This window comes from Actinacidiphila sp. bgisy160 (assembly GCF_965342435.1).
In the GTDB taxonomy this organism is placed as follows: domain Bacteria; phylum Actinomycetota; class Actinomycetes; order Streptomycetales; family Streptomycetaceae; genus Actinacidiphila.
Map to the genome: position 1 here is coordinate 23,605 of NZ_CBDRCM010000044.1, position 16,536 is coordinate 40,140.

18 protein-coding genes and 2 pseudogenes are annotated in these 16,536 nt (G+C 73.0%); 11 read left to right on the plus strand and 9 right to left on the minus strand.

The features are described 5' to 3' along the window. Positions 1–66: 66 nt before the first annotated feature. The 3 genes and pseudogenes from ACRWNP_RS27685 to ACRWNP_RS27695 all read left to right on the plus strand — a co-directional run bounded on the left by ACRWNP_RS27685 (position 67) and on the right by ACRWNP_RS27695 (position 2,843). Positions 67–1,044 carry an ABC transporter permease gene (locus tag ACRWNP_RS27685; protein ID WP_431965991.1) on the plus strand — a complete coding sequence of 326 codons (978 nt, stop codon included), beginning with the start codon at positions 67–69 and terminating at the stop codon, positions 1,042–1,044. 147 nt (positions 1,045–1,191) lie between these two features. Then, positions 1,192–2,268: pseudogene (locus ACRWNP_RS27690) on the plus strand (amidase); the annotation flags it as partial. Positions 2,269–2,273: 5 nt separating this feature from the next. Beyond that, complete coding sequence (locus ACRWNP_RS27695; RefSeq protein ID WP_431965993.1) at positions 2,274–2,843, plus strand: TetR/AcrR family transcriptional regulator; 570 nt, start codon at positions 2,274–2,276, stop codon at positions 2,841–2,843. A gap of 48 nt (positions 2,844–2,891) precedes the next feature. Here ACRWNP_RS27695 and ACRWNP_RS27700 read toward each other — a convergent pair whose 3' ends face one another. Then, positions 2,892–3,452 (minus strand): ester cyclase, encoded by a 561-nt coding sequence (locus tag ACRWNP_RS27700; protein WP_431965995.1) that lies wholly within the window; start codon positions 3,450–3,452, stop codon positions 2,892–2,894. A 131-nt stretch (positions 3,453–3,583) separates the two neighbouring features. Here ACRWNP_RS27700 and ACRWNP_RS27705 point away from each other — a divergent pair, with 131 nt between their 5' ends. The 4 genes from ACRWNP_RS27705 (at position 3,584) to ACRWNP_RS27720 (ending at position 5,595) form a co-directional block, all read left to right on the plus strand. Next, a complete protein-coding gene (locus tag ACRWNP_RS27705; protein WP_431965997.1) occupies positions 3,584–4,198 on the plus strand; it encodes a TetR/AcrR family transcriptional regulator in 615 nt (204 codons plus the stop codon). Between the two features lie 148 nt (positions 4,199–4,346). Then, positions 4,347–4,616: a hypothetical protein gene (locus ACRWNP_RS27710; protein ID WP_431965999.1), complete on the plus strand. Its 270-nt coding sequence runs from the start codon at positions 4,347–4,349 to the stop codon at positions 4,614–4,616. 207 nt (positions 4,617–4,823) lie between these two features. Further along, complete coding sequence (locus ACRWNP_RS27715; protein WP_431966001.1) at positions 4,824–4,967, plus strand: hypothetical protein; 144 nt, start codon at positions 4,824–4,826, stop codon at positions 4,965–4,967. Positions 4,968–5,016: 49 nt separating this feature from the next. After that, positions 5,017–5,595 carry a chloramphenicol phosphotransferase CPT family protein gene (locus tag ACRWNP_RS27720; RefSeq protein WP_431966003.1) on the plus strand — a complete coding sequence of 193 codons (579 nt, stop codon included), beginning with the start codon at positions 5,017–5,019 and terminating at the stop codon, positions 5,593–5,595. Here the strand turns inward: ACRWNP_RS27720 and ACRWNP_RS27725 are convergent. Continuing rightward, positions 5,585–5,722: pseudogene (locus ACRWNP_RS27725) on the minus strand (transcriptional regulator); the annotation flags it as partial. The gene ACRWNP_RS27720 and the pseudogene ACRWNP_RS27725 overlap by 11 nt on opposite strands. A 255-nt stretch (positions 5,723–5,977) precedes the next feature. Beyond that, the gene (locus tag ACRWNP_RS27730; protein ID WP_431966005.1) at positions 5,978–6,232 is read right to left on the minus strand and encodes a hypothetical protein; all 255 of its coding nucleotides are present in this window, start codon (positions 6,230–6,232) and stop codon (positions 5,978–5,980) included. A gap of 319 nt (positions 6,233–6,551) precedes the next feature. Between ACRWNP_RS27730 and ACRWNP_RS27735 the strand changes: the two genes are divergently transcribed. Continuing rightward, entirely contained in the window at positions 6,552–7,526 is a 975-nt protein-coding gene (locus tag ACRWNP_RS27735) for a D-cysteine desulfhydrase family protein (protein WP_431966007.1), read from the plus strand. A 233-nt stretch (positions 7,527–7,759) separates the two neighbouring features. Here ACRWNP_RS27735 and ACRWNP_RS27740 read toward each other — a convergent pair whose 3' ends face one another. Beyond that, positions 7,760–8,197 (minus strand): Fur family transcriptional regulator, encoded by a 438-nt coding sequence (locus tag ACRWNP_RS27740; RefSeq protein ID WP_431966009.1) that lies wholly within the window; start codon positions 8,195–8,197, stop codon positions 7,760–7,762. Between the two features lie 312 nt (positions 8,198–8,509). Then, a complete protein-coding gene (locus ACRWNP_RS27745) occupies positions 8,510–9,136 on the minus strand; it encodes a TetR/AcrR family transcriptional regulator (protein WP_431966011.1) in 627 nt (208 codons plus the stop codon). Between the two features lie 172 nt (positions 9,137–9,308). Between ACRWNP_RS27745 and ACRWNP_RS27750 the strand changes: the two genes are divergently transcribed. Beyond that, complete coding sequence (locus ACRWNP_RS27750; protein WP_431966013.1) at positions 9,309–10,331, plus strand: aldo/keto reductase; 1,023 nt, start codon at positions 9,309–9,311, stop codon at positions 10,329–10,331. 74 nt (positions 10,332–10,405) lie between these two features. Here ACRWNP_RS27750 and ACRWNP_RS27755 read toward each other — a convergent pair whose 3' ends face one another. Beyond that, entirely contained in the window at positions 10,406–10,894 is a 489-nt protein-coding gene (locus ACRWNP_RS27755; protein ID WP_431966015.1) for a carboxymuconolactone decarboxylase family protein, read from the minus strand. A 125-nt stretch (positions 10,895–11,019) separates the two neighbouring features. Here ACRWNP_RS27755 and ACRWNP_RS27760 point away from each other — a divergent pair, with 125 nt between their 5' ends. Next, positions 11,020–11,946 carry a pirin family protein gene (locus ACRWNP_RS27760; RefSeq protein ID WP_431966017.1) on the plus strand — a complete coding sequence of 309 codons (927 nt, stop codon included), beginning with the start codon at positions 11,020–11,022 and terminating at the stop codon, positions 11,944–11,946. 612 nt (positions 11,947–12,558) lie between these two features. Then, entirely contained in the window at positions 12,559–13,395 is an 837-nt protein-coding gene (locus ACRWNP_RS27765) for an IclR family transcriptional regulator domain-containing protein (protein ID WP_431966019.1), read from the plus strand. Between the two features lie 19 nt (positions 13,396–13,414). Here the strand turns inward: ACRWNP_RS27765 and ACRWNP_RS27770 are convergent, their stop codons facing one another. From ACRWNP_RS27770 to ACRWNP_RS27780, 3 genes are read right to left on the minus strand one after another with little or no spacing between them, the layout of a single operon-like run. Continuing rightward, on the minus strand, positions 13,415–14,272 hold the full coding sequence (locus tag ACRWNP_RS27770) for a dioxygenase (RefSeq protein WP_431966021.1): 858 nt from the start codon (positions 14,270–14,272) through the stop codon (positions 13,415–13,417). Positions 14,273–14,274: 2 nt separating this feature from the next. Beyond that, on the minus strand, positions 14,275–15,105 hold the full coding sequence (locus ACRWNP_RS27775) for a citryl-CoA lyase (RefSeq protein ID WP_431966023.1): 831 nt from the start codon (positions 15,103–15,105) through the stop codon (positions 14,275–14,277). Then, entirely contained in the window at positions 15,098–16,288 is a 1,191-nt protein-coding gene (locus tag ACRWNP_RS27780; RefSeq protein WP_431966025.1) for a CaiB/BaiF CoA transferase family protein, read from the minus strand. The genes ACRWNP_RS27775 and ACRWNP_RS27780 overlap by 8 nt, the downstream gene beginning before the upstream one ends. Positions 16,289–16,536: the final 248 nt, after the last annotated feature.

The window sequence follows — 16,536 nt, forward strand, 5'->3', positions numbered from 1 at the left end:
CCGTCCGTGCCGGGACGCCGCCGGGGAGGGGCCCGGCCTTCCGGAGGGCGCGATGAGGGTATGCCGATGACGCACCCCTCCGAGTTGTCACGTTTCCGGCCGGCCGTGGTCATCGTCCTGCTCCTGGCGGTGGGCGCGGGGCTGTTCGCGGGCTCGTACAGCTTCGCCATGGCGCATCCGACGCCGCACAACGTCCCGATCGGCGTCGTGGACGACTCCCCGCAGCTGCAGAAGTTCGTGGCGCGGATGGACTCGGGCCTGAGCACCCGGCTCGTCCAGCGGCGCTTCGCCACGCGGGCGGCCGCCGTCGACGCCGTCGACCGGCAGCGTGTGTTCGCCGTGGCGCAGACGCAGGCCGGGCGCAGTGCCGTCTCGTTCGACCTGGTGCCGGCCGCGGGTGCCTCGGTGGCCCGTGTCCTGGCGGCGGCCGCCCCGACGGCGGCCGAGCAGGCCGGGGTGCGGCTGAGCCTGGGCGACCTCAGACCGCTGCAGGCCGGCGATCCGCAGGGGCTCGCGATCTTCTACATCACGCTCGCCGCGGTCATCGTGGGCTTCCTCGGCGCGGTGCAGCTGACCGTGCACGCGGAGCAGCTGAGACCGCTGGAGCGCTTCCTGACCATCGTCGTCTACTCCGTGCTCGGCAGCCTGTCCATCGTCGCGGTGGTGGACTGGGGCCTGCACGTGCTGCGCCTGCCCTTCCCGCAGTCCTGGGCGATCCTGACCCTCACGATGGTGACCTCGGGGCTGGTGTTCACGGCGTTCTACATGGTGTTCGGCAAGTGGGCCATCCTGCCGACCTGGTTGCTCATGGTGCTGCTGGGCAACCCGTCCTCGGGCGGGGCGGTCTCCTGGCTGCTCCTGCCCCAGCCGCTGGGGGCCGTCGGCCGCTGGCTGCCGCCCGGGGCGTCGGTGAACGCGCAGCACAACGCGATCTACTTCGCGGACAACCAGTACGCCTTCCCCTACCTGGTGCTCCTCGGCTGGGCGGTGGCCGCCGCCGCGGTCGCGTGGATCTGGCGGCGCCGCCAGTATCCGGAGATGTGACTGGAGCTGTGAACGGTCCGGCCGCGCGCCCCAGCGCTGGGCGAACCGGGCGACGAGGAAGAGCCCGCGCCCGCCCGCGCCGGCGCTCTGCGCGTACCGCGGGTGCGGCGAGGTGCTCGGCCGTCGGAGACCCCGCACCATCACCTTGCGGTCGAGCGCGGGCGCGCTCCGGGCGGTCCGCCGGCGAGCGAGTTGGGGCAGTGGCCGTTCACCGAGGGCCCGGCCTTCGGCGCCACCCGCAATCCGTGGGACCTCGGGCGCACCCCCGGGGGCTCCTCGGGCGGTGCCGCGGCGGCGGTGGCGGCCGCAGTGGTCGCCGCGGCGCTGGGCTCGGACGGGGCGGGCTCGGTCCGCATTCCCGCGGCGTGGACGCGTCTGGTGGGCATCAAGCCGCAGCGTGGCCGGGTCTCCACCTGGCCGGACGCCGAGTCCTTCCACGGACTGACCGTCAACGGCCCGCTCGCCCGTACCGTGGGCGACGCCGCGCTGCTGCTGGACGCCGCCGCCGGGCAGCACCCGGGCGACCTCCACCGGCCCCCGGGCATCGCCGCCGTCGAGGCCGCCGGACGCGAACCGGGCCGGCTGCGGATCGCGGTGTCCTGGCGGCCCCCGTTCGTCGCCGCCCGCGCCCCACTCCACCCGGCGGTGCACAGCGCGGTCGGCGATCTGGCCGACGCCCTCGCCCGGCTGGGGCACGACGTGGAGGAGGCCGAGCCGCGTTACGGCCTGATCGGCCTCAGCTTCCTGCCCCGTGCGTTCGCCGGCGTCAGCCAGTGGAGCGACCGTGTCCCGGACCGTACGCTCCTCGACCATCGCACGCTGACCGCCGCCCGGAACGGGCGCCTGCTCGCCGGGGCCGCCCTGCGCCGCGCCCGCCGCGCGGAGGGCGCCCAGCACCGCCGGATCGGGGAGATCTTCTCCCGCTTCGACGTGCTGCTGACCCCCGCAACCGCCACCCCGCCCCCGGCCGTCGGCGCCCTGACGGAGCTGTCCGCCCGGCGGACCGACCAGGCCGTGATCGCGGCCTGCCCGTACGCCTGGCCCTGGAACGTGCTCGGCTGGCCCGGCATCAGCGTCCCGGCGGGCTTCGGCGACGGTCTGCCGGTGGGCGCCCAGCTCCTCGGGCCGGCCCACAGCGAGCCCCAGCTGATCTCGCTCGCCGCGCAGCTGGAGAGCGATCAGCGCTGGTACGAGCAGCGCGCCCCCGCGGCGGTGGGACAATGACCGGCATGCCCAACCCCGCCGGCACCCGCCAGAACATCATCACCGCCGTCCTGCGGATCATCGGTCAGGACGGTGTCGCGGCGCTCACCAACCGGCGCATCGCCCAGGAGGCCGGGGTGTCCCTCGGCTCGGTCACCTACCACTTCGCCACACAGCACGACCTGTTGCGGGAGAGCCTGCTGCACTTCGTGGCGGAGGAGACCGGCCGCTTCACCGAACTGGCCGCTCAGGGGCAGGAGGAGGGCATCGACCTCAGGGGCGCTGCCGCGCTGGTCGGGCAGGTGGCCGCGGGGACGGGCTTCGACAGCACCCACCTCGCGCCCTTCGAGCTCTACGTCCAGGCCGGCCGCGACCCCGCGCTGCGGGAGGCCGCGGCGGAGTGCTTCGCCGCCTACGACCGCCTCGCCGCGTCCGTCCTGACCGCCCTCGGCGTGCCGGACGCCGAGGAGGCCGCCTCGACGGTCGTGGCCCTGGTGTTCGGCATGCAGATGCGCCGCCTGGCCACCGGCAGTTCCGCGGAGAGCCTGGTGGACGCGCTGCTCCTGCTGGCCCGGGGCGCCTCGGGCACCCGCTGAACCGAGCCGGCCGACCCGGATCGATCCGCCGACCCCAGCGCGCGGGTTCTAGCCGCGCGCCTGCCCGGCAGCCTCGGCGGCCAGCTTCGTGACCTCGTCGGCCGCCCGCTTGGCGCGTCCGGAGACCTTCCAGGCGATCATGCTCAGCGTCACGGCCGGTGAGGGGGGAAAGACACCGAGCTGGCCCAGCATCGTGATGTCGTCGCGCAGTGCCTCGTGCCGGACGACCTTGCCGTCGCGCAGGTCGAGCAGGTGCACCTGCTCGAAGTCGACCTCGCGCCCCGTGGGGGGGATCGCCTGGTCGAGGACGCCGTCGCGGAAGCGGACGAACGGGCCCGTGTGCCGGCCCTGCATGCGCAGCCGGATCCAGACCTGGTCGTCGTTGCGGGCGATGCCCAGCACCGGGAAGCGCAGGTCGCTGAAGGCAGAGCGGAGCCACGCGCCCGAGGCCAGCGTCCCCGCCGGACCGGGTATCGAACAGGCCGCGGGCGAGACGGCCGCCTCACGGTTGTGGTTGCCGGGGTCCACGACCTCGGCGGCCAGGGCCGCGTCGCCCGTCTCCAGGATCCGGAAGAGCCCCTCGGCCAGGTCCTTGGCGTCCATCGCCATCGTTCCCACCTTTCGCCGGCCCGCCCCGCGGGCCGGTCTCGCCGGACGCGCGAGCCGCACGTCCGATGTTGAGGTTAGAGAGGACCGATTGGATAGGTCAAAGCGACATCGATCTCCCGTAGGATGGCGCCATGCCCGCCAAGCGCGCTTACGTCTCCCCGCTCCGTGAACAGGCCGCGGCGCGGACGCGCGCGCTGATCCTCGAACAGGCGGAGCTGCTCTTCGCCGAACGCGGCTACGGACGGGTGACGGTCGCGGACATCGCGGCGGCGGCCGGGGTCGCGTCGAAGACGGTCTTCGCGAGCGTCGGCAGCAAGTCGGACATTTTGGACCGGATCGTGGACAAGGCCGTCGTGCGGTCCGGCTACGAGGAGGCCGTCGCGCGCATCCTGGCCGTGCGGACTCCCGAAGGCGTCCTCCGTGCCCTCGCGGGCGGCACCCGGGCGGGCAACGAGAGCCAGTTCAGGGCCCACGAGGCGATTCACAAGGCGCTTCCCGTGCACGAGAGCGGCGAGGCGCTGTGGGAAAGGGCGACGGCCGACTACCGGGAGGCGCTGCGCGCGGTGGCCCGGCATTTCCTGGAAGTCAGTGAGCCCGTCCGGCGTCACTCGCCCGAGGAGACGGCCGATCTGCTCTGGTTCTGGTTCGGCCCGACCGGCTGGCGCACGCTCGTGGTGGAGAACGGCTGGTCGTGGGACCGGGCCGAGGAAGTCCTGTACCGCACGGCCGCGGCCGCCCTCGCCTGAGACCGCGACTCCGCCTCCGCGGTGGAATTCGGCCGGAAAGGCGTGATGACGCGTCACAATCCCGGCCCGGGTGTCACTCGTTAAGGGGATCCGTGGATTGACGGAGGTTCACCGGGGAATGCGTTCCTGCGAAAGGGAGTGATTCTTCATGGATTTGAAGATTCGCGGGCTCGTTTTCGGTGCGGGGATGCTGGGAGTCGCGCTGGGCGCCGTGGTCGGGGCCGTCTCGGCGGGCACGGTCTACAGCGTCGTCGTGGGTGCGTCGCTGTGCGCGGCGGCCGGTGTCGTCGCGGTCCTCTACTGGGGCGAGCACGGAGGGGCCCGGCGCCGCCGCGCCCGGTGGGCCCAGCGGCCGGAGCAGATCCCGCACCCGCGGCGGTTCAGGCGGCTCGACGGCCCCGACGCCTTCCGCTACTGACCCGACGGGGCGCGGCACCCGGGACCGGGACGCGGGAGCGCAGGGCCGCGCCCCCATACAACGTCCGAAGCGGGGAAGGCGGGCATGCGACGCCAAAGTGGAGGTGCCCATGTCGCCCGTGTCCCCTCGTGCCCACGACCGCCGCCATCCGTCGGACGCCGAGGCCCGCTGCCGGCGAACGCCCCCGCCGCACACGGAGGATCTGCGATGATCGCCGCGTTGGTGCTCGGGCTGCCGGTGTTCCTGCTCGGGCTGATGCTCGTCCTGTCCGCAGTGGAGGACCGGATCGTGAGTCCTCCCCCCACCCAGCCGTCGGCAGGCCCCAACGCGCCCGGCACGCGGACGCCGTAGGGCGCGCCGCCCGTCACGGCCCCGGCATCGCGGCGGCGGAGGAGGCACCTTGCCCGAAGCCGACGCAGCCACCGACGCCGGGTCCGGCGGCCTCATCGTCTTCCTCAACGGGACGTCCAGTTCCGGGAAGTCGAGCATCGCCCGGGAGTTGCTGCGCACTCTGGACGGGACCTACTTCCACATGCCCGTGGACGCCTTCCACGCCATGCGGTCCCGCCACGAGGTGACCCCGGAGGAACTGCCGGGCATACTGCGGCGCACCTGGCGGGGATTCCACCGGGCGGTCGCCGGCATGGCCGCCGGAGGCAACAACGTGGTGGTCGACCATGTGCTCAGCGAGCCGTGGCGGCTGCGGGACTGCCTCGCGCTGTTCCCCCCGCGGGACGTCGTCCTGGTCGGGGTGCACTGCTCGCTCGCGGAACTCCGGCGGCGCGAGCGCGGGCGCGGGGACCGTCCGGAAGGGCTGGCGGCCCGTCAGTTCGGCCTCGTCCACGCCCACGGCCGGTACGACATCGAGTGCGACACGACCGAGGCATCCGCGGCGGAGTGCGCCCGCCGCATCCGTGACTTCCTGCCCCGCAGGCCGTTTCCGACCGCGTTCGAGCAACTGACGGCCGTCACCCGGTGAGTGCCTGTGTGCCGAGGACGGTGAGCAGGGCCAGCCGGTCGGCGTCCTCGGTGCCGGGTGCGGCGGTGTACACCATGATGCGCAGGTCGCTGCCCGTCACGGTGAGCACGCCCCAGTCGTGGGTCAGACATGCCCTCAGTGTGCTGTGCCGGCCGCGTGGATGGCTGGTACCCGGAGTCCCAGGAAGCCCGGGACGCCGCGCCGACCGGCGTCCGGACGGCGGCAACATTTGACTCAGTCCAAACTGGGATTTACGTTGAGGAGCACGAGGGGGCGGATTCCGGGTCCGCTGGGACGTGCGTCTTCCCGGGAGTCGTCCACTCGCCCCGGCGGTGCGGCCGGTGCCGACAGTTGGCCCCGGCGCCCGGCCGCCCCGCCGGACTCACGCGGTGACCATGCGGGACAGCCGGTGCAGGCTGTCGTCCAGCGCCTGGTCGACGATGTCCACCGGCGGCGCGCTGCTCTCGTCGAAGAACGACAGGTGGATGGTGACCTCGCTGGTCCGCTCGTCGGCCCGGTCCACCTGCAGCCACCCTTCGTAGCGGTCGTCCTCGCGGGTGCCCCACTCCAGACGTCTGCGCGTGCGGTCGGCCCGGAACAGCGCGGCCGCGTCTCGTCCCGTGTCGTCGTCGTGCACGGTGACGGCGGACGGTTCGGCGGCGCGGAGCGGACGTGCAGTTCGTCCGGGAGCCAGGAATCCATGCGGCCGAGGTCCTCCGCCCGGTCGAAGACGCGGTCCGCGGAGGCCGTCATGTTCATGGAGCGCTCGAACTCACTCACGGCGATCCCACCTCCTCAGGGAGAGATATTCGAGTGCCCCTCCGCCCCGTGGCCGCAGCCACCGCGCCGCCGCCCGTCCTGCCGGAGCGGAGGGCCGGCCCGCGTCGCCCACAATGGACTCCTCCGGCGCCCCCGAACGCCGGTCACCGTAGCCGTCAGACCCTGGAGCGCAGCCGATGCCCGGCAAGATCACGCTGTCCGCCTGGCCCACCCCCGTCGAGTCCATGCCGCGGCTGGCCGCCGCCCTCGGCCTGGACGCCGACGACCTGTGGATCAAGCGTGACGACCTCATGGGACTGGGCGGCGGCGGCAACAAGGTCCGCAAGCTGGAGTGGACGATCGGCGAGGCACTCGACGCGGGCGCGGACACGCTGGTGACGGTCGGCGCGGCGCAGAGCAATCACGCCCGCCTGACCGCCGCGGCCGGCGCGCGCCTCGGCCTTGACGTCGTCCTCGTCCTCCCCGGCAAGGAGCCCGAAGCCGGCACCGGCAACCTCGTCCTCGACGGCCTCTTCGGAGCCAGGGTCGTCTGGTCCGGCGACGTCGAGCCGGCCGGCCTCGCGGGCGTCGCCGAGGACGTCTGCGGGCGACTGCGCGGCGAGGGCGCGCTGCCCCACCTGATCCCCTTCGGCGGTTCCAGTCCCATCGGTGCGCGCGGCTACGTCGAGGGCGGCGAGGAGCTCCAGGCCCAACTGCCCGGCGTCGCGCACGTGGTGGTGGCACTCGGCTCCGGCGGCACCATGGCCGGCCTGGTCACCGCGCTGGGCGAGGAACGGGTCCTCGGCGTCCACTGCGGGGCCGTGACCGAACCCGCCGCGGTCGTGGCGGACCTGGCCGGGGCGGTCGCCCGCCGTGCCGTCGCCCCGGACTCGCTGCGCATCCGCACCGACCAGGTCGGCGCCGGCTACGCGACGCTCCACGAACCGGTCCTGGAGGCCATGCGGACGACGGCGGCCACCGAGGGCGTCGCCCTGGACCCCACCTACACCGGCCGCGCCATGGCGGGGCTGTTCGCCGCCGTACGCGACGGCGACATCCGCCGCGGACAGCGCACCGTCTTCCTGCACACCGGCGGCCTGCCCGGGCTGTTCGGGCACGCCGAGGCCGTACGCCGCTCGGTCGCCGCGCTGCGGCCATACGAACGGAGCTGACGGGCCCAGACGTTCACGCCCCGTCGCGCAGGACGGCGTCGACGAAGCGGCCGCGCGGCCGCGGGGCCGGTGAACCACAGGGCGAGCCGGTGCTCCGCGTCCGGGTAGGTGAGCCGGGTGAAGCGCGCGCGGGAGCCTCCGAGCGTGAACGCCCTGAGCGGGGCCCTGGACCCGGGGTGCGGATCCAGGGGCCCGGTGCCGGGCGGGCGCGGTGTGCCTGTTGGGCGGATCGCTCACGCGCCGGTGGCCGACTTCCGGCACTCGGCGCATTGGCCCCACCAGGTGATCTCGGCCTCGTCGATGACGAACCCCTTGTCCTCCACGGGGTCCAGGCAGGGCGCCGCCCCGACCGTGCAGTCGACGTCCTCGATGCGGCCGCAGTTGCGGCACACCAGGTGGTGGTGGTTGTCGCCGACGCGCAGTTCGTAGCGTGCCGCGGATCCGGCGGGTTCGATGCAGCGGATCAACTGCGCCCTGGTGAGGTCGTCGAGCACGTTGTAGAGGCCTTGCCTGGACAGTCCTCCCGGGCCCGGGACGCCGGCGCCGATCCTCGCCTCGAGTTCGGCGGCGGTGGAGTGGGGATGGCCCCGCAGGGCGGTGAGGATGGCGCGGCGCTGTGCCGTACTGCGCAGGCCCTTGCTCCTGAGCAGGTCGCCCACAGACTGCTCCATGGCCGGCGTCACGCTCCTTCCGGGTCGCGGCGCGGGCGGCGGCTCGCAGGGGTTGCGGCCGGCCGCCGCCCGACGATGCGCACGAGATTTGACAAAGTCAACTCTAGTCCACGTGCCGTCGTGGCCGCACTCAGGCGGCGGTCTCGGTCGTGTGGCAGGTGGCGCAGACGACCCGGCGTGCGGGCAGCGGCTGGTCGAGTTCGCTCCGGGGTGGGGGAAGGGCTGCGGCTCTCGTCTCCCGCCCCCCGAACGTAAAGGCGAGAATCGACCGCGCCAAATCTTGCGCACGGACGTTCCGCCGTGCAGGACGGGTCAGACCCGCGGCCGCCGGAAAGTGCCGTACCACTGCGAATCGGCGAGGTCGCGGGCCACCGCCTCGTCCCGGTCCGGGTCGCCGATCGCCACCTGGCGTGCGATGACCTGCTCGCCGCCCCAGGCCAGCACCTGGGCGGCGGCCTGCGCGTCCACCCCCTGGTGGAGGCGGCCGGCCTCCTGCTCCTCCTCGATCAGCGAGGCGATGTGCCGGGTGAACCGGTCGATCTCCCGCACCATCGCCTCGCGCATCTGTGCGTCGTAGGCCGCCACTTCCGCGATGGCGGCGAGCAGTGGTCCGCGCTCGCGGTAGTAGCGCAACTGCTCGGCGTAGATCACCGCCAGGCCGTCGGGGCCGCCGCCGGGGCCGGTGGGCCGCCAGTCGCCGCCGATCCGGAACAGGCCTTCCTTCATGTGTGCGGTGAGCCGGATCAGCAGGTCGCTCTTGTCCCGGAAGCACAGGTAGAAGGTCGACCGAGCCACGCCGGCCTCCGCGGCGATGCGCTGGACGCCGAGCTCGGTGAAGGTCGCGCCGGCCTGGAGGAGCCGCTCGGTGGCGGCGAGGATCGCGGCCTCGGAATCCGCGCGGCGCCCGGTCCGGCGGATCGGGCGGGTGATCGATGCCATGCGTGCTCCCTGGTTGACCGGACGCCCACTGTCTTCGTCCGCAGATCACCGTACTGCGTCGGACAGCATGTCCGACACCGTGTCGTGCATACTGTCCGATGTGCCCTGTGAACGGAGCACCGCTGTCCGGTCCGCCAGGCAGTGACACGTAAAAGGCAAGGCAGACGACGACATGCGCTACACGCGACTTGGCAACACCGGACTCCTGGTGTCCCGGCTCGGCCTGGGCACCATGTCCTTCGGCGGGGGCGACCACGACTTCTGGAAGGTGCTCGGCGGCCTCGGCGACACCGAGTCCGGCAAGATGCTGGACGCCGCGCTCGACGCCGGCGTGAACCTGATCGACACCGCGAACGTCTACTCCGACGGCGAGTCGGAGGAGGTGCTCGGGCGGATACTCGGCGGGCGGCGCGACGACGTCGTCCTCGCCACGAAGGTCTTCGCCCGGATGGGCACCGGCCCCAACGACATGGGCCTGTCCCGCGTGCATGTCATGCGTCAGCTGGAGGACAGCCTGCGGCGGCTGGGCACGGACCGGATCGACCTGTACCAGATCCACAGCTTCGACCCGCTGACGCCGCTCGAGGAGACGCTGCGCACGCTCGACGACGCGGTCCGCCAGGGCAAGGTGCGTTACATCGGCGCCTCCAACCTCGCTGCCTGGCAGCTGATGAAGTCGCTGGGCGTCTCGGCCTTGCACGACCTCGAGCACTTCGTCTCGCTGCAGGCCTACTACTCCCTCGTCGGCCGGGACATCGAGCGCGAGATCCTTCCCGCCGTGCGCGACCAGGGGCTGGGGCTGCTGGTCTACAGCCCCCTCGCGGGCGGCTTCCTGAGCGGCAAGTTCCGCCGCGACGCGGAGCGCGACCTGTCGACGCGCTGGGGCAAGGGCTCGAACCCGCCGGTCGACGAGACACGCGGCTACGACGTCGTCGACCGCCTCGACGAGATCGCCGGGCGGCACGGTGCGACGGTCGCCCAGGTGGCCCTCGCCTGGGTGATGCAGCAGCCCGGGGTCAGCAGCGTGCTGGTCGGCGCGACCCGTATGGACCAGTTGCGGGACAACCTCGCCGCGGCCGGGCTCACGCTCACCGAGGACGACCTCGCCGCGCTCGACGAGGTCAGCCGCCTCGCCCCGGAGTACATCGAGCGGGTGCAGAGCGGCCCGGGTGCCCAGCGGGAGCCGATGGGCTGATCCCGGCGCAGCGGGAAGGGCGCGGTCCTGCCGTCATCAACGGCGGGCCGCGCCCCTTCGCCCACGGTCGTGCCTCACTGCTTCGGGCCGGGACGGACCGGGTGCTTGCTCATGATGGAGACCCGGTTGAAGGAGTTGATGGTGATCGCCACCCAGATGAGGGCCGAGAGCTCGTCGTCGCTGAACACCTCGCGTGCGGCCTGGTATGCCTGCTCCTGGGCGGTGGCGTCGGTGGGGTCCGTGGTCACCTCGGCCACCGCGAGCGCGGCCCGCTCGCGCGCGGTGAACAGCTGGGTGTCGCGCCAGGCCGGCAGCACGGTCACCCGCTGCGGGGTCTCCCCCGCGCCGAGGGCGGCCCTGGTGTGCCGGTCGAGGCAGAAGGCGCAGCCGTTCAGCTGCGACACGCGGATGTTCACCAGTTCCACCAGGTCGTGTTCGAGCCCGGCCTCGGCGGCCACGGCCCGCACGGTCTCGGCGGCCGCCAGCATCGCCTTGTAGGCGCGCGGACTCTGCTTGTCGATGAAGATCCGCCTGCCCTGCCGAACCGCCGTGGTGTCGCTCACCAGCACTCCTTCGCCGGGCCGTCTCCGGCCACCGAGGGATGCCCCGTCGTACCTCGCGGGCATCGCCGTATCATCACCTCTATGATTGTTGAAATTCGAAGCAGTCGTTGTGTGAGAAGCGCGACATGAGCCAGTCCCAGGCGAGAACCCCCGTGGAGATCCTGTCCGCCCGCGACGTCCCGCTCGGCGGACCCCGCGCGATGACGGTGCGGCGTACCCTGCCGCAGCGGAACCGCTCGCTGATCGGTGCCTGGTGCTTCGCCGACCACTACGGTCCGGACGACGTCTCCGACACCGGGGGCATGGACGTCGCGCCCCACCCGCACACCGGGCTCCAGACGGTGAGCTGGCTCTTCAGCGGCGAGATCGAGCACCGCGACAGTCTCGGGACGCACGCCTACGTGCGGCCCGGCGAGCTCAATCTCATGACCGGCGGGCACGGCATCAGCCACTCCGAGGTCTCCACCGAGGGCACCACGGTTTTGCACGGCGTCCAGCTGTGGGTCGCGCTTCCCGAGCGGCACCGTGACACCGCCCCCGCCTTCCAGCACTACGTCCCGCAGCCCGTGGTGCTCGGCGGCGGCGTGGCCCGGGTGTTCCTCGGTTCCCTGGCCGGCGACACCTCGCCGGTGACGACCTTCACCCCGCTGCTCGGCGCCGAGCTCGCCCTCGATCCCGGTGCGACCGTCACCCTGGCGATCGACCCTGCCCACGAGCACGGCCTGCTCGTCGACAGCGGCGACGTCGAGATGGCCGGGACGCGGCTGAGCCCGGCCGAACTCGGCTACCTCGCTCCCGGCGGCGACACCCTGACCCTGACCAACCACGCCGACGCCCCCGCCCGGGCGGTGCTGCTCGGAGGGCCGCCGTTCGGCGAGCAGATCATCATGTGGTGGAACTTCATCGGCCGCACGCAGGAGGACATCGAACAGGCCCGCTCCGACTGGATGAAGGGCACCCGGTTCGGTGAGGTCAAGGGCTACGACGGCGACGCGCTGCCCGCCCCCGAACTGCCGCACGTGCCGCTGAAGCCGCGAGGGAACACGCACTGACCGGCCCGGTCCGGCGGCGGCCACCCGTGCCCGCCGCCGGACCGTCGGGTGCCGCTCGGACCGGGACGGTCTCCGGCGTCTCCATGGCGGCGGGCCCGCCGGCGGCCGTTCCCGGCCCACGGCCCACGAACGCGTACGCCGCGCCGACCAGCGGACCGCTGCCGACGAGGTTGCCGAGGCCCACGAACAACAGGTTGCGCGCGAAGCCGGCGGCCGTCGCGTCCGGCACGTGCTCGAAGCCGGAGCCGGCGAACGCGCGGAGGAACAGTGCCCCGCCGGACTGCGCGGCCTTCGTCTTGAGCAGGGCGGTGAGCAGGGCGTGAGCCGGCGCGGTGTGCCCGGGAGCGGTGCCCGCGGTGTCGACTTCCGCTGCCGTGCACCACGAGCGCGAAGAGGGCCGACCCGATGAGGTTGCCCGCGAACGGGCCGACGACGGCGCCGCGGGTCGCGTCGGCCTCGGACGATCGTCCGTATAATGGCCACCGAGAGGATGCCTGCGCAGGCGGGGGCCGGTGAAGGGGATCGGACGCAGGCGCGACGCCGTCTGCGGGCGGTCCGCCCTGCGGTCACCGGCGGGCCGGGCATCGCCGTCGTGGACGCGGGAGGCATCGGATGGCAGGGCGCGGAAGCGGTCCGGATTTCGTGGAGGCGCTGGCCCGCGGGCTGGACGTGCTCGGCTGCTTCGACGCCCGGAACCGCCGGCTGTCACTGAGCGAGATCGCCACCGCGACGGGGCTGGCGCGGCCGACCGCGCGCCGCCTGCTGCTGACGCTGGAGGAGCTCGGCTACGTCCGCGCCGACCAGGGCGCGTTCACCCTCACGCCGCGCGTGCTGCGCCTGGGCATGTCCTATGTCGGCTCGCTCGGCCTGTGGGACGTGGCCCGCCCCCACATGGAGGCGCTGGTCTCCCGGACCGGGGAGTCGTCCTCGATGGCGCAGCTGGACGGTTCGGACATCGTCTATGTGGCCCGGGTATCCGTGCCGAAGATCATCGCGCTGCGGGTGGACATCGGGACCCGGTTCCCCGCGCCGCAGACCTCCCAGGGCAAGGTGCTGCTGGCCGCCCTGGGGCCGCAGGAGCTGGAGGCCGTCCTGGCCGAGCCCAGCCGCTCGGGGCTGCCGGAGTCCACGCGGCGGCCGCCCGGGGAGCTCGCCGCGGAGCTGCGCACCGTCCGGGCCCGCGGCTGGGCGCTGGCCGACGAGGAACTCGCCCCCGGCGTACGCTCGGTCGCCGTGCCGGTGCGGGACGGCGACGGGGTGGTCCGCGCGGCGATGAACGTCACCGTGCACGCCGCCGAGACCAGTGTGGAGGTGCTCACCGGCACGTACCTCCCCCTGCTGCTGCGCGCGGCCGGGGACGTCTCGGCGGACTGGGCGCTGTGGCAGAGCCGCCCGCACGGCGAGGTCCGGCCGGCGGCGTCAGCCCCCGGCGGTATTACCACGGGCTGACGCGTCCGTCCGGGGCCGCTCAGCCGGACTGCAGGACGAAGTCGTACTCGGCCTGCAAGTACGGCGCGTCCAGGGCCGTTCCGTCGGGCGCGGGTCCCGCCGGCCGTTCGGTGAACCGCACCACCAGCGCCTCCTTCGTGCCGAAGACGACGTCGCTGTCCAGGTAGTCGCTGCCCTCCTGGAACAGATGGGTGATCAGCCGCTCGTACCCGGGCTCGTCGATGAGGAAGTGGACGTGCGCGGGCCGGTAGTGGCTGATGTCGGTGGTGCCGATCAGGTCGCCGACCGGTCCGTCCATGGGGATGGCGTAGCCGAGCGGGGCGATGGTGCGGACGCAGTAGGTGCCGTCCTCCCGGGTGCGGTACTTGGCGCGCAGCCGGGCTTCGTCGATCTCGGGGAGCTGAGCCTCGTAGGCGCCGTCGGCGTCCGCCTGCCACACGTCGAGCACGGCCCCGGGAACGGGCTTGCCGTCGAGGTCGATGACCTTGCCGGTGATGAACAGCGGCGTTCCGGGGATGCCGTCGGACATGTCGAAGCCGTACGGGGCGGCGGGCGATCCGTCGATGTGGAAGGGGCCGAGGACGGTGGCGGGGGTGGCCTGCGGCGCGAACCTGTTGTTCAACTGCACGACGAGCGTGCTCAGCCCGAACACGTCGGAGGCGAGGATGAGTTCCTGACGTTTGTCGTCGCTGATCCGGCCCGCCTCGGTCAGCCACTGGATCGCGGCCATCCATTCGTCCTCGCTGAGTTCCACCTCGCGGGCGAACGCGTGGAGGTGCCGGACCAGGGCCGACAGCAGCTCCGCCTGGCGGGGGTCGTGCGAGGTCGCCCAGCGCTGGGCCGCCAGCTCGGTGAGGTTGTCCTCGTTGACGAACATGGTCACTCCTTGGTGTTCCCTGCGGATTCGGTGTCCGGCTGGGGCGGGACGGGCCGGTTGTTCAGGTCGACGGAGAGGAAGATGTCGTTCGCGACCGGGCTCCGCATCTCCTCGGCGAGCTGGCCGATGAGCCCGGCGGTGCGCGCGAGCAGGGCGAAGCCGCGCAGTAGCGGCAGCGGAAGCCCGAGGTCGGCGAGCGCGGCGCCGCACACGCCGGCGCCGTTGAGCGGCAGGGTCCTGCCGAGGACCTGGGGGTGCACGCGGCCGATGGCGGCGAACAGCGACAGGTGCGGGCCGAACAGGCCCTCCTCGGCGGCGATGCCCATGAGGCGGGGCGTGCGCGGGTCGCCGTCCTTGTGCACATGGTGGCCGAGGCCCGGTACGAACCGGCCGGCGGCCCGCTCTTCGCGCACCAGGCGCAGCGCCAGCTCGTCCCAGGCGGCCTCGTCGACGGGCGGTTGCCCGTGTGCGGCCAGGGCCTCGTGGAGGAACCTCCCGGTGTCCTCGGTCACGCCGAGGAAGCGCGAGCCGCCGCCGAGCAGGCCGGCGGCGAGCGCGCCCTGGACGGAGTCCGGCGCGGACAGGTAGGTCAGCCGGGTGACGATGGCCGTGGGCGTGAAGCCGTGGTCGGCGAGGGCGGCGAGCACGGCTTCGAAGACCCGGGTCTCGCCGCGGCCGGGCCGGCGTTGTGCCGCGAGCCAGAAGGCGAGTTCGCCGAAGCCGACCGTGCCCATGATGTCCTGGGCGAGGTCCTGGCCGAGCAGGGTGATGCCGGCGCGGTCCGAGGCGCCCAGCGCGGTGGGGTAGCCGGCGGGCGCGGACGGGTCAGTCACGGGTGTCCTCCGGGTCCTGGGCCAGCCACGCGCGCAGTTCGGCGCCGTGCTCGTCGAGCTCCGGCGGCGGCAGACGGTACACGGCGGGAGTGGCCGAGAAGGTGACCGGGTGGCGCGTGGTGGGCACCGCGCGGTCGCCCTCGCCGACGGTGACGACCGGGTCGAGCCCGAACCGCTCGGCCATGGCGAAGCCGCCGTCGATGGTGTTGATCGGCCCGCTCGGCACGCCGGCCTCGACCAGCAGCTCGAACCATTCGTTCGCGCCGCGCTTGACCAGTTGCTCCACCAGCAGCGGCCGCAGTTCCTCCCGGTTGGCGGTGCGGTCGTCGTTGCGCGCGAACCGCTGGTCGTCGGGGACCCCCGGGATGCCGAGGACCTCGCACAGCCTGCGGAACTGGCCGTCGTTGGCGGCGGTCACGATCAGGTCGTTGTCGGCCGTGGGGAAGGGCTCGTACGGGAACACGCTCGGGTGCGCGTTGCCCATCCGGTACGGGACCTCGCCCCCGGCCACGTAGGCCGAGCTGTGGTTGACCAGTCCGGTCAGCGCCGACGACAGCAGGTTGACCTCGACGTGCTGGCCCTCGCTCGTGGCGTCGCGGTGGCGCAGCGCGGCGAGGATGCCGATGGCGGCATGATTGCCCGCCATGACGTCGAAGACCGAGATCCCGGCCCGGTACGGCGGGCCGTCGGGCTCCCCGGTGAGGCTCATCAGCCCGGAGACGGCCTGCACCATCAGGTCGTAGCCGGGCACGTCACGCCCGGCGCCGGAGCCGAAGCCGCTGATGGAGGCGTAGACGACGGCCGGGTTGCCGGTCCGCACGGACGTGTAGTCCAGCCCGTACTTCACCAGGCCGCCGGGCCGGAAGTTCTCGATGACGACGTCCGCCCGGCGCGCGAGTTCGCGCGCCGCCCGCAGATCGGCCTCGTCGCGCAGGTCGAGCGCGATGGAACGCTTCCCGCGGTTGATGCCGAGGTAGTAGGTGGACACCTCGTCGCGCACCGGGGGCGTCCAACTGCGGGTGTCGTCCCCGCGCGGGCCCTCGACCTTGACGACGTCCGCGCCGAGGTCCGCCAGCAGCATGGTGGCGTACGGCCCGGCGAGGATCCGGGAGAAGTCGGCCACCAGCAGCCCGGACAGCGGGCCCAGCGGGCCCGGTCGCGCGGGCGCGGTGCTCTCTGACATCCAGTGTCACCTTTCTTCTGACCGCAGGACGGACAATCGTCCGCCACTCGATTCTGTTGCGGTACGGCGGGGGCGTCAAGGGTGATCAGCCACGCCAGGGCCCGCCGGGGGCCTGCCATCGCCGAGGGTGTCTCGTTTTGCGACAGACTCCGGGCCGGTCCGGGAGTGCGCGCCTTCCGAACTGCGTCGCGAGGCTAGCGCTCGCTTCGATGGCCGAATAGCGTACTCGTGTCCGTCAAGCGGCCAAG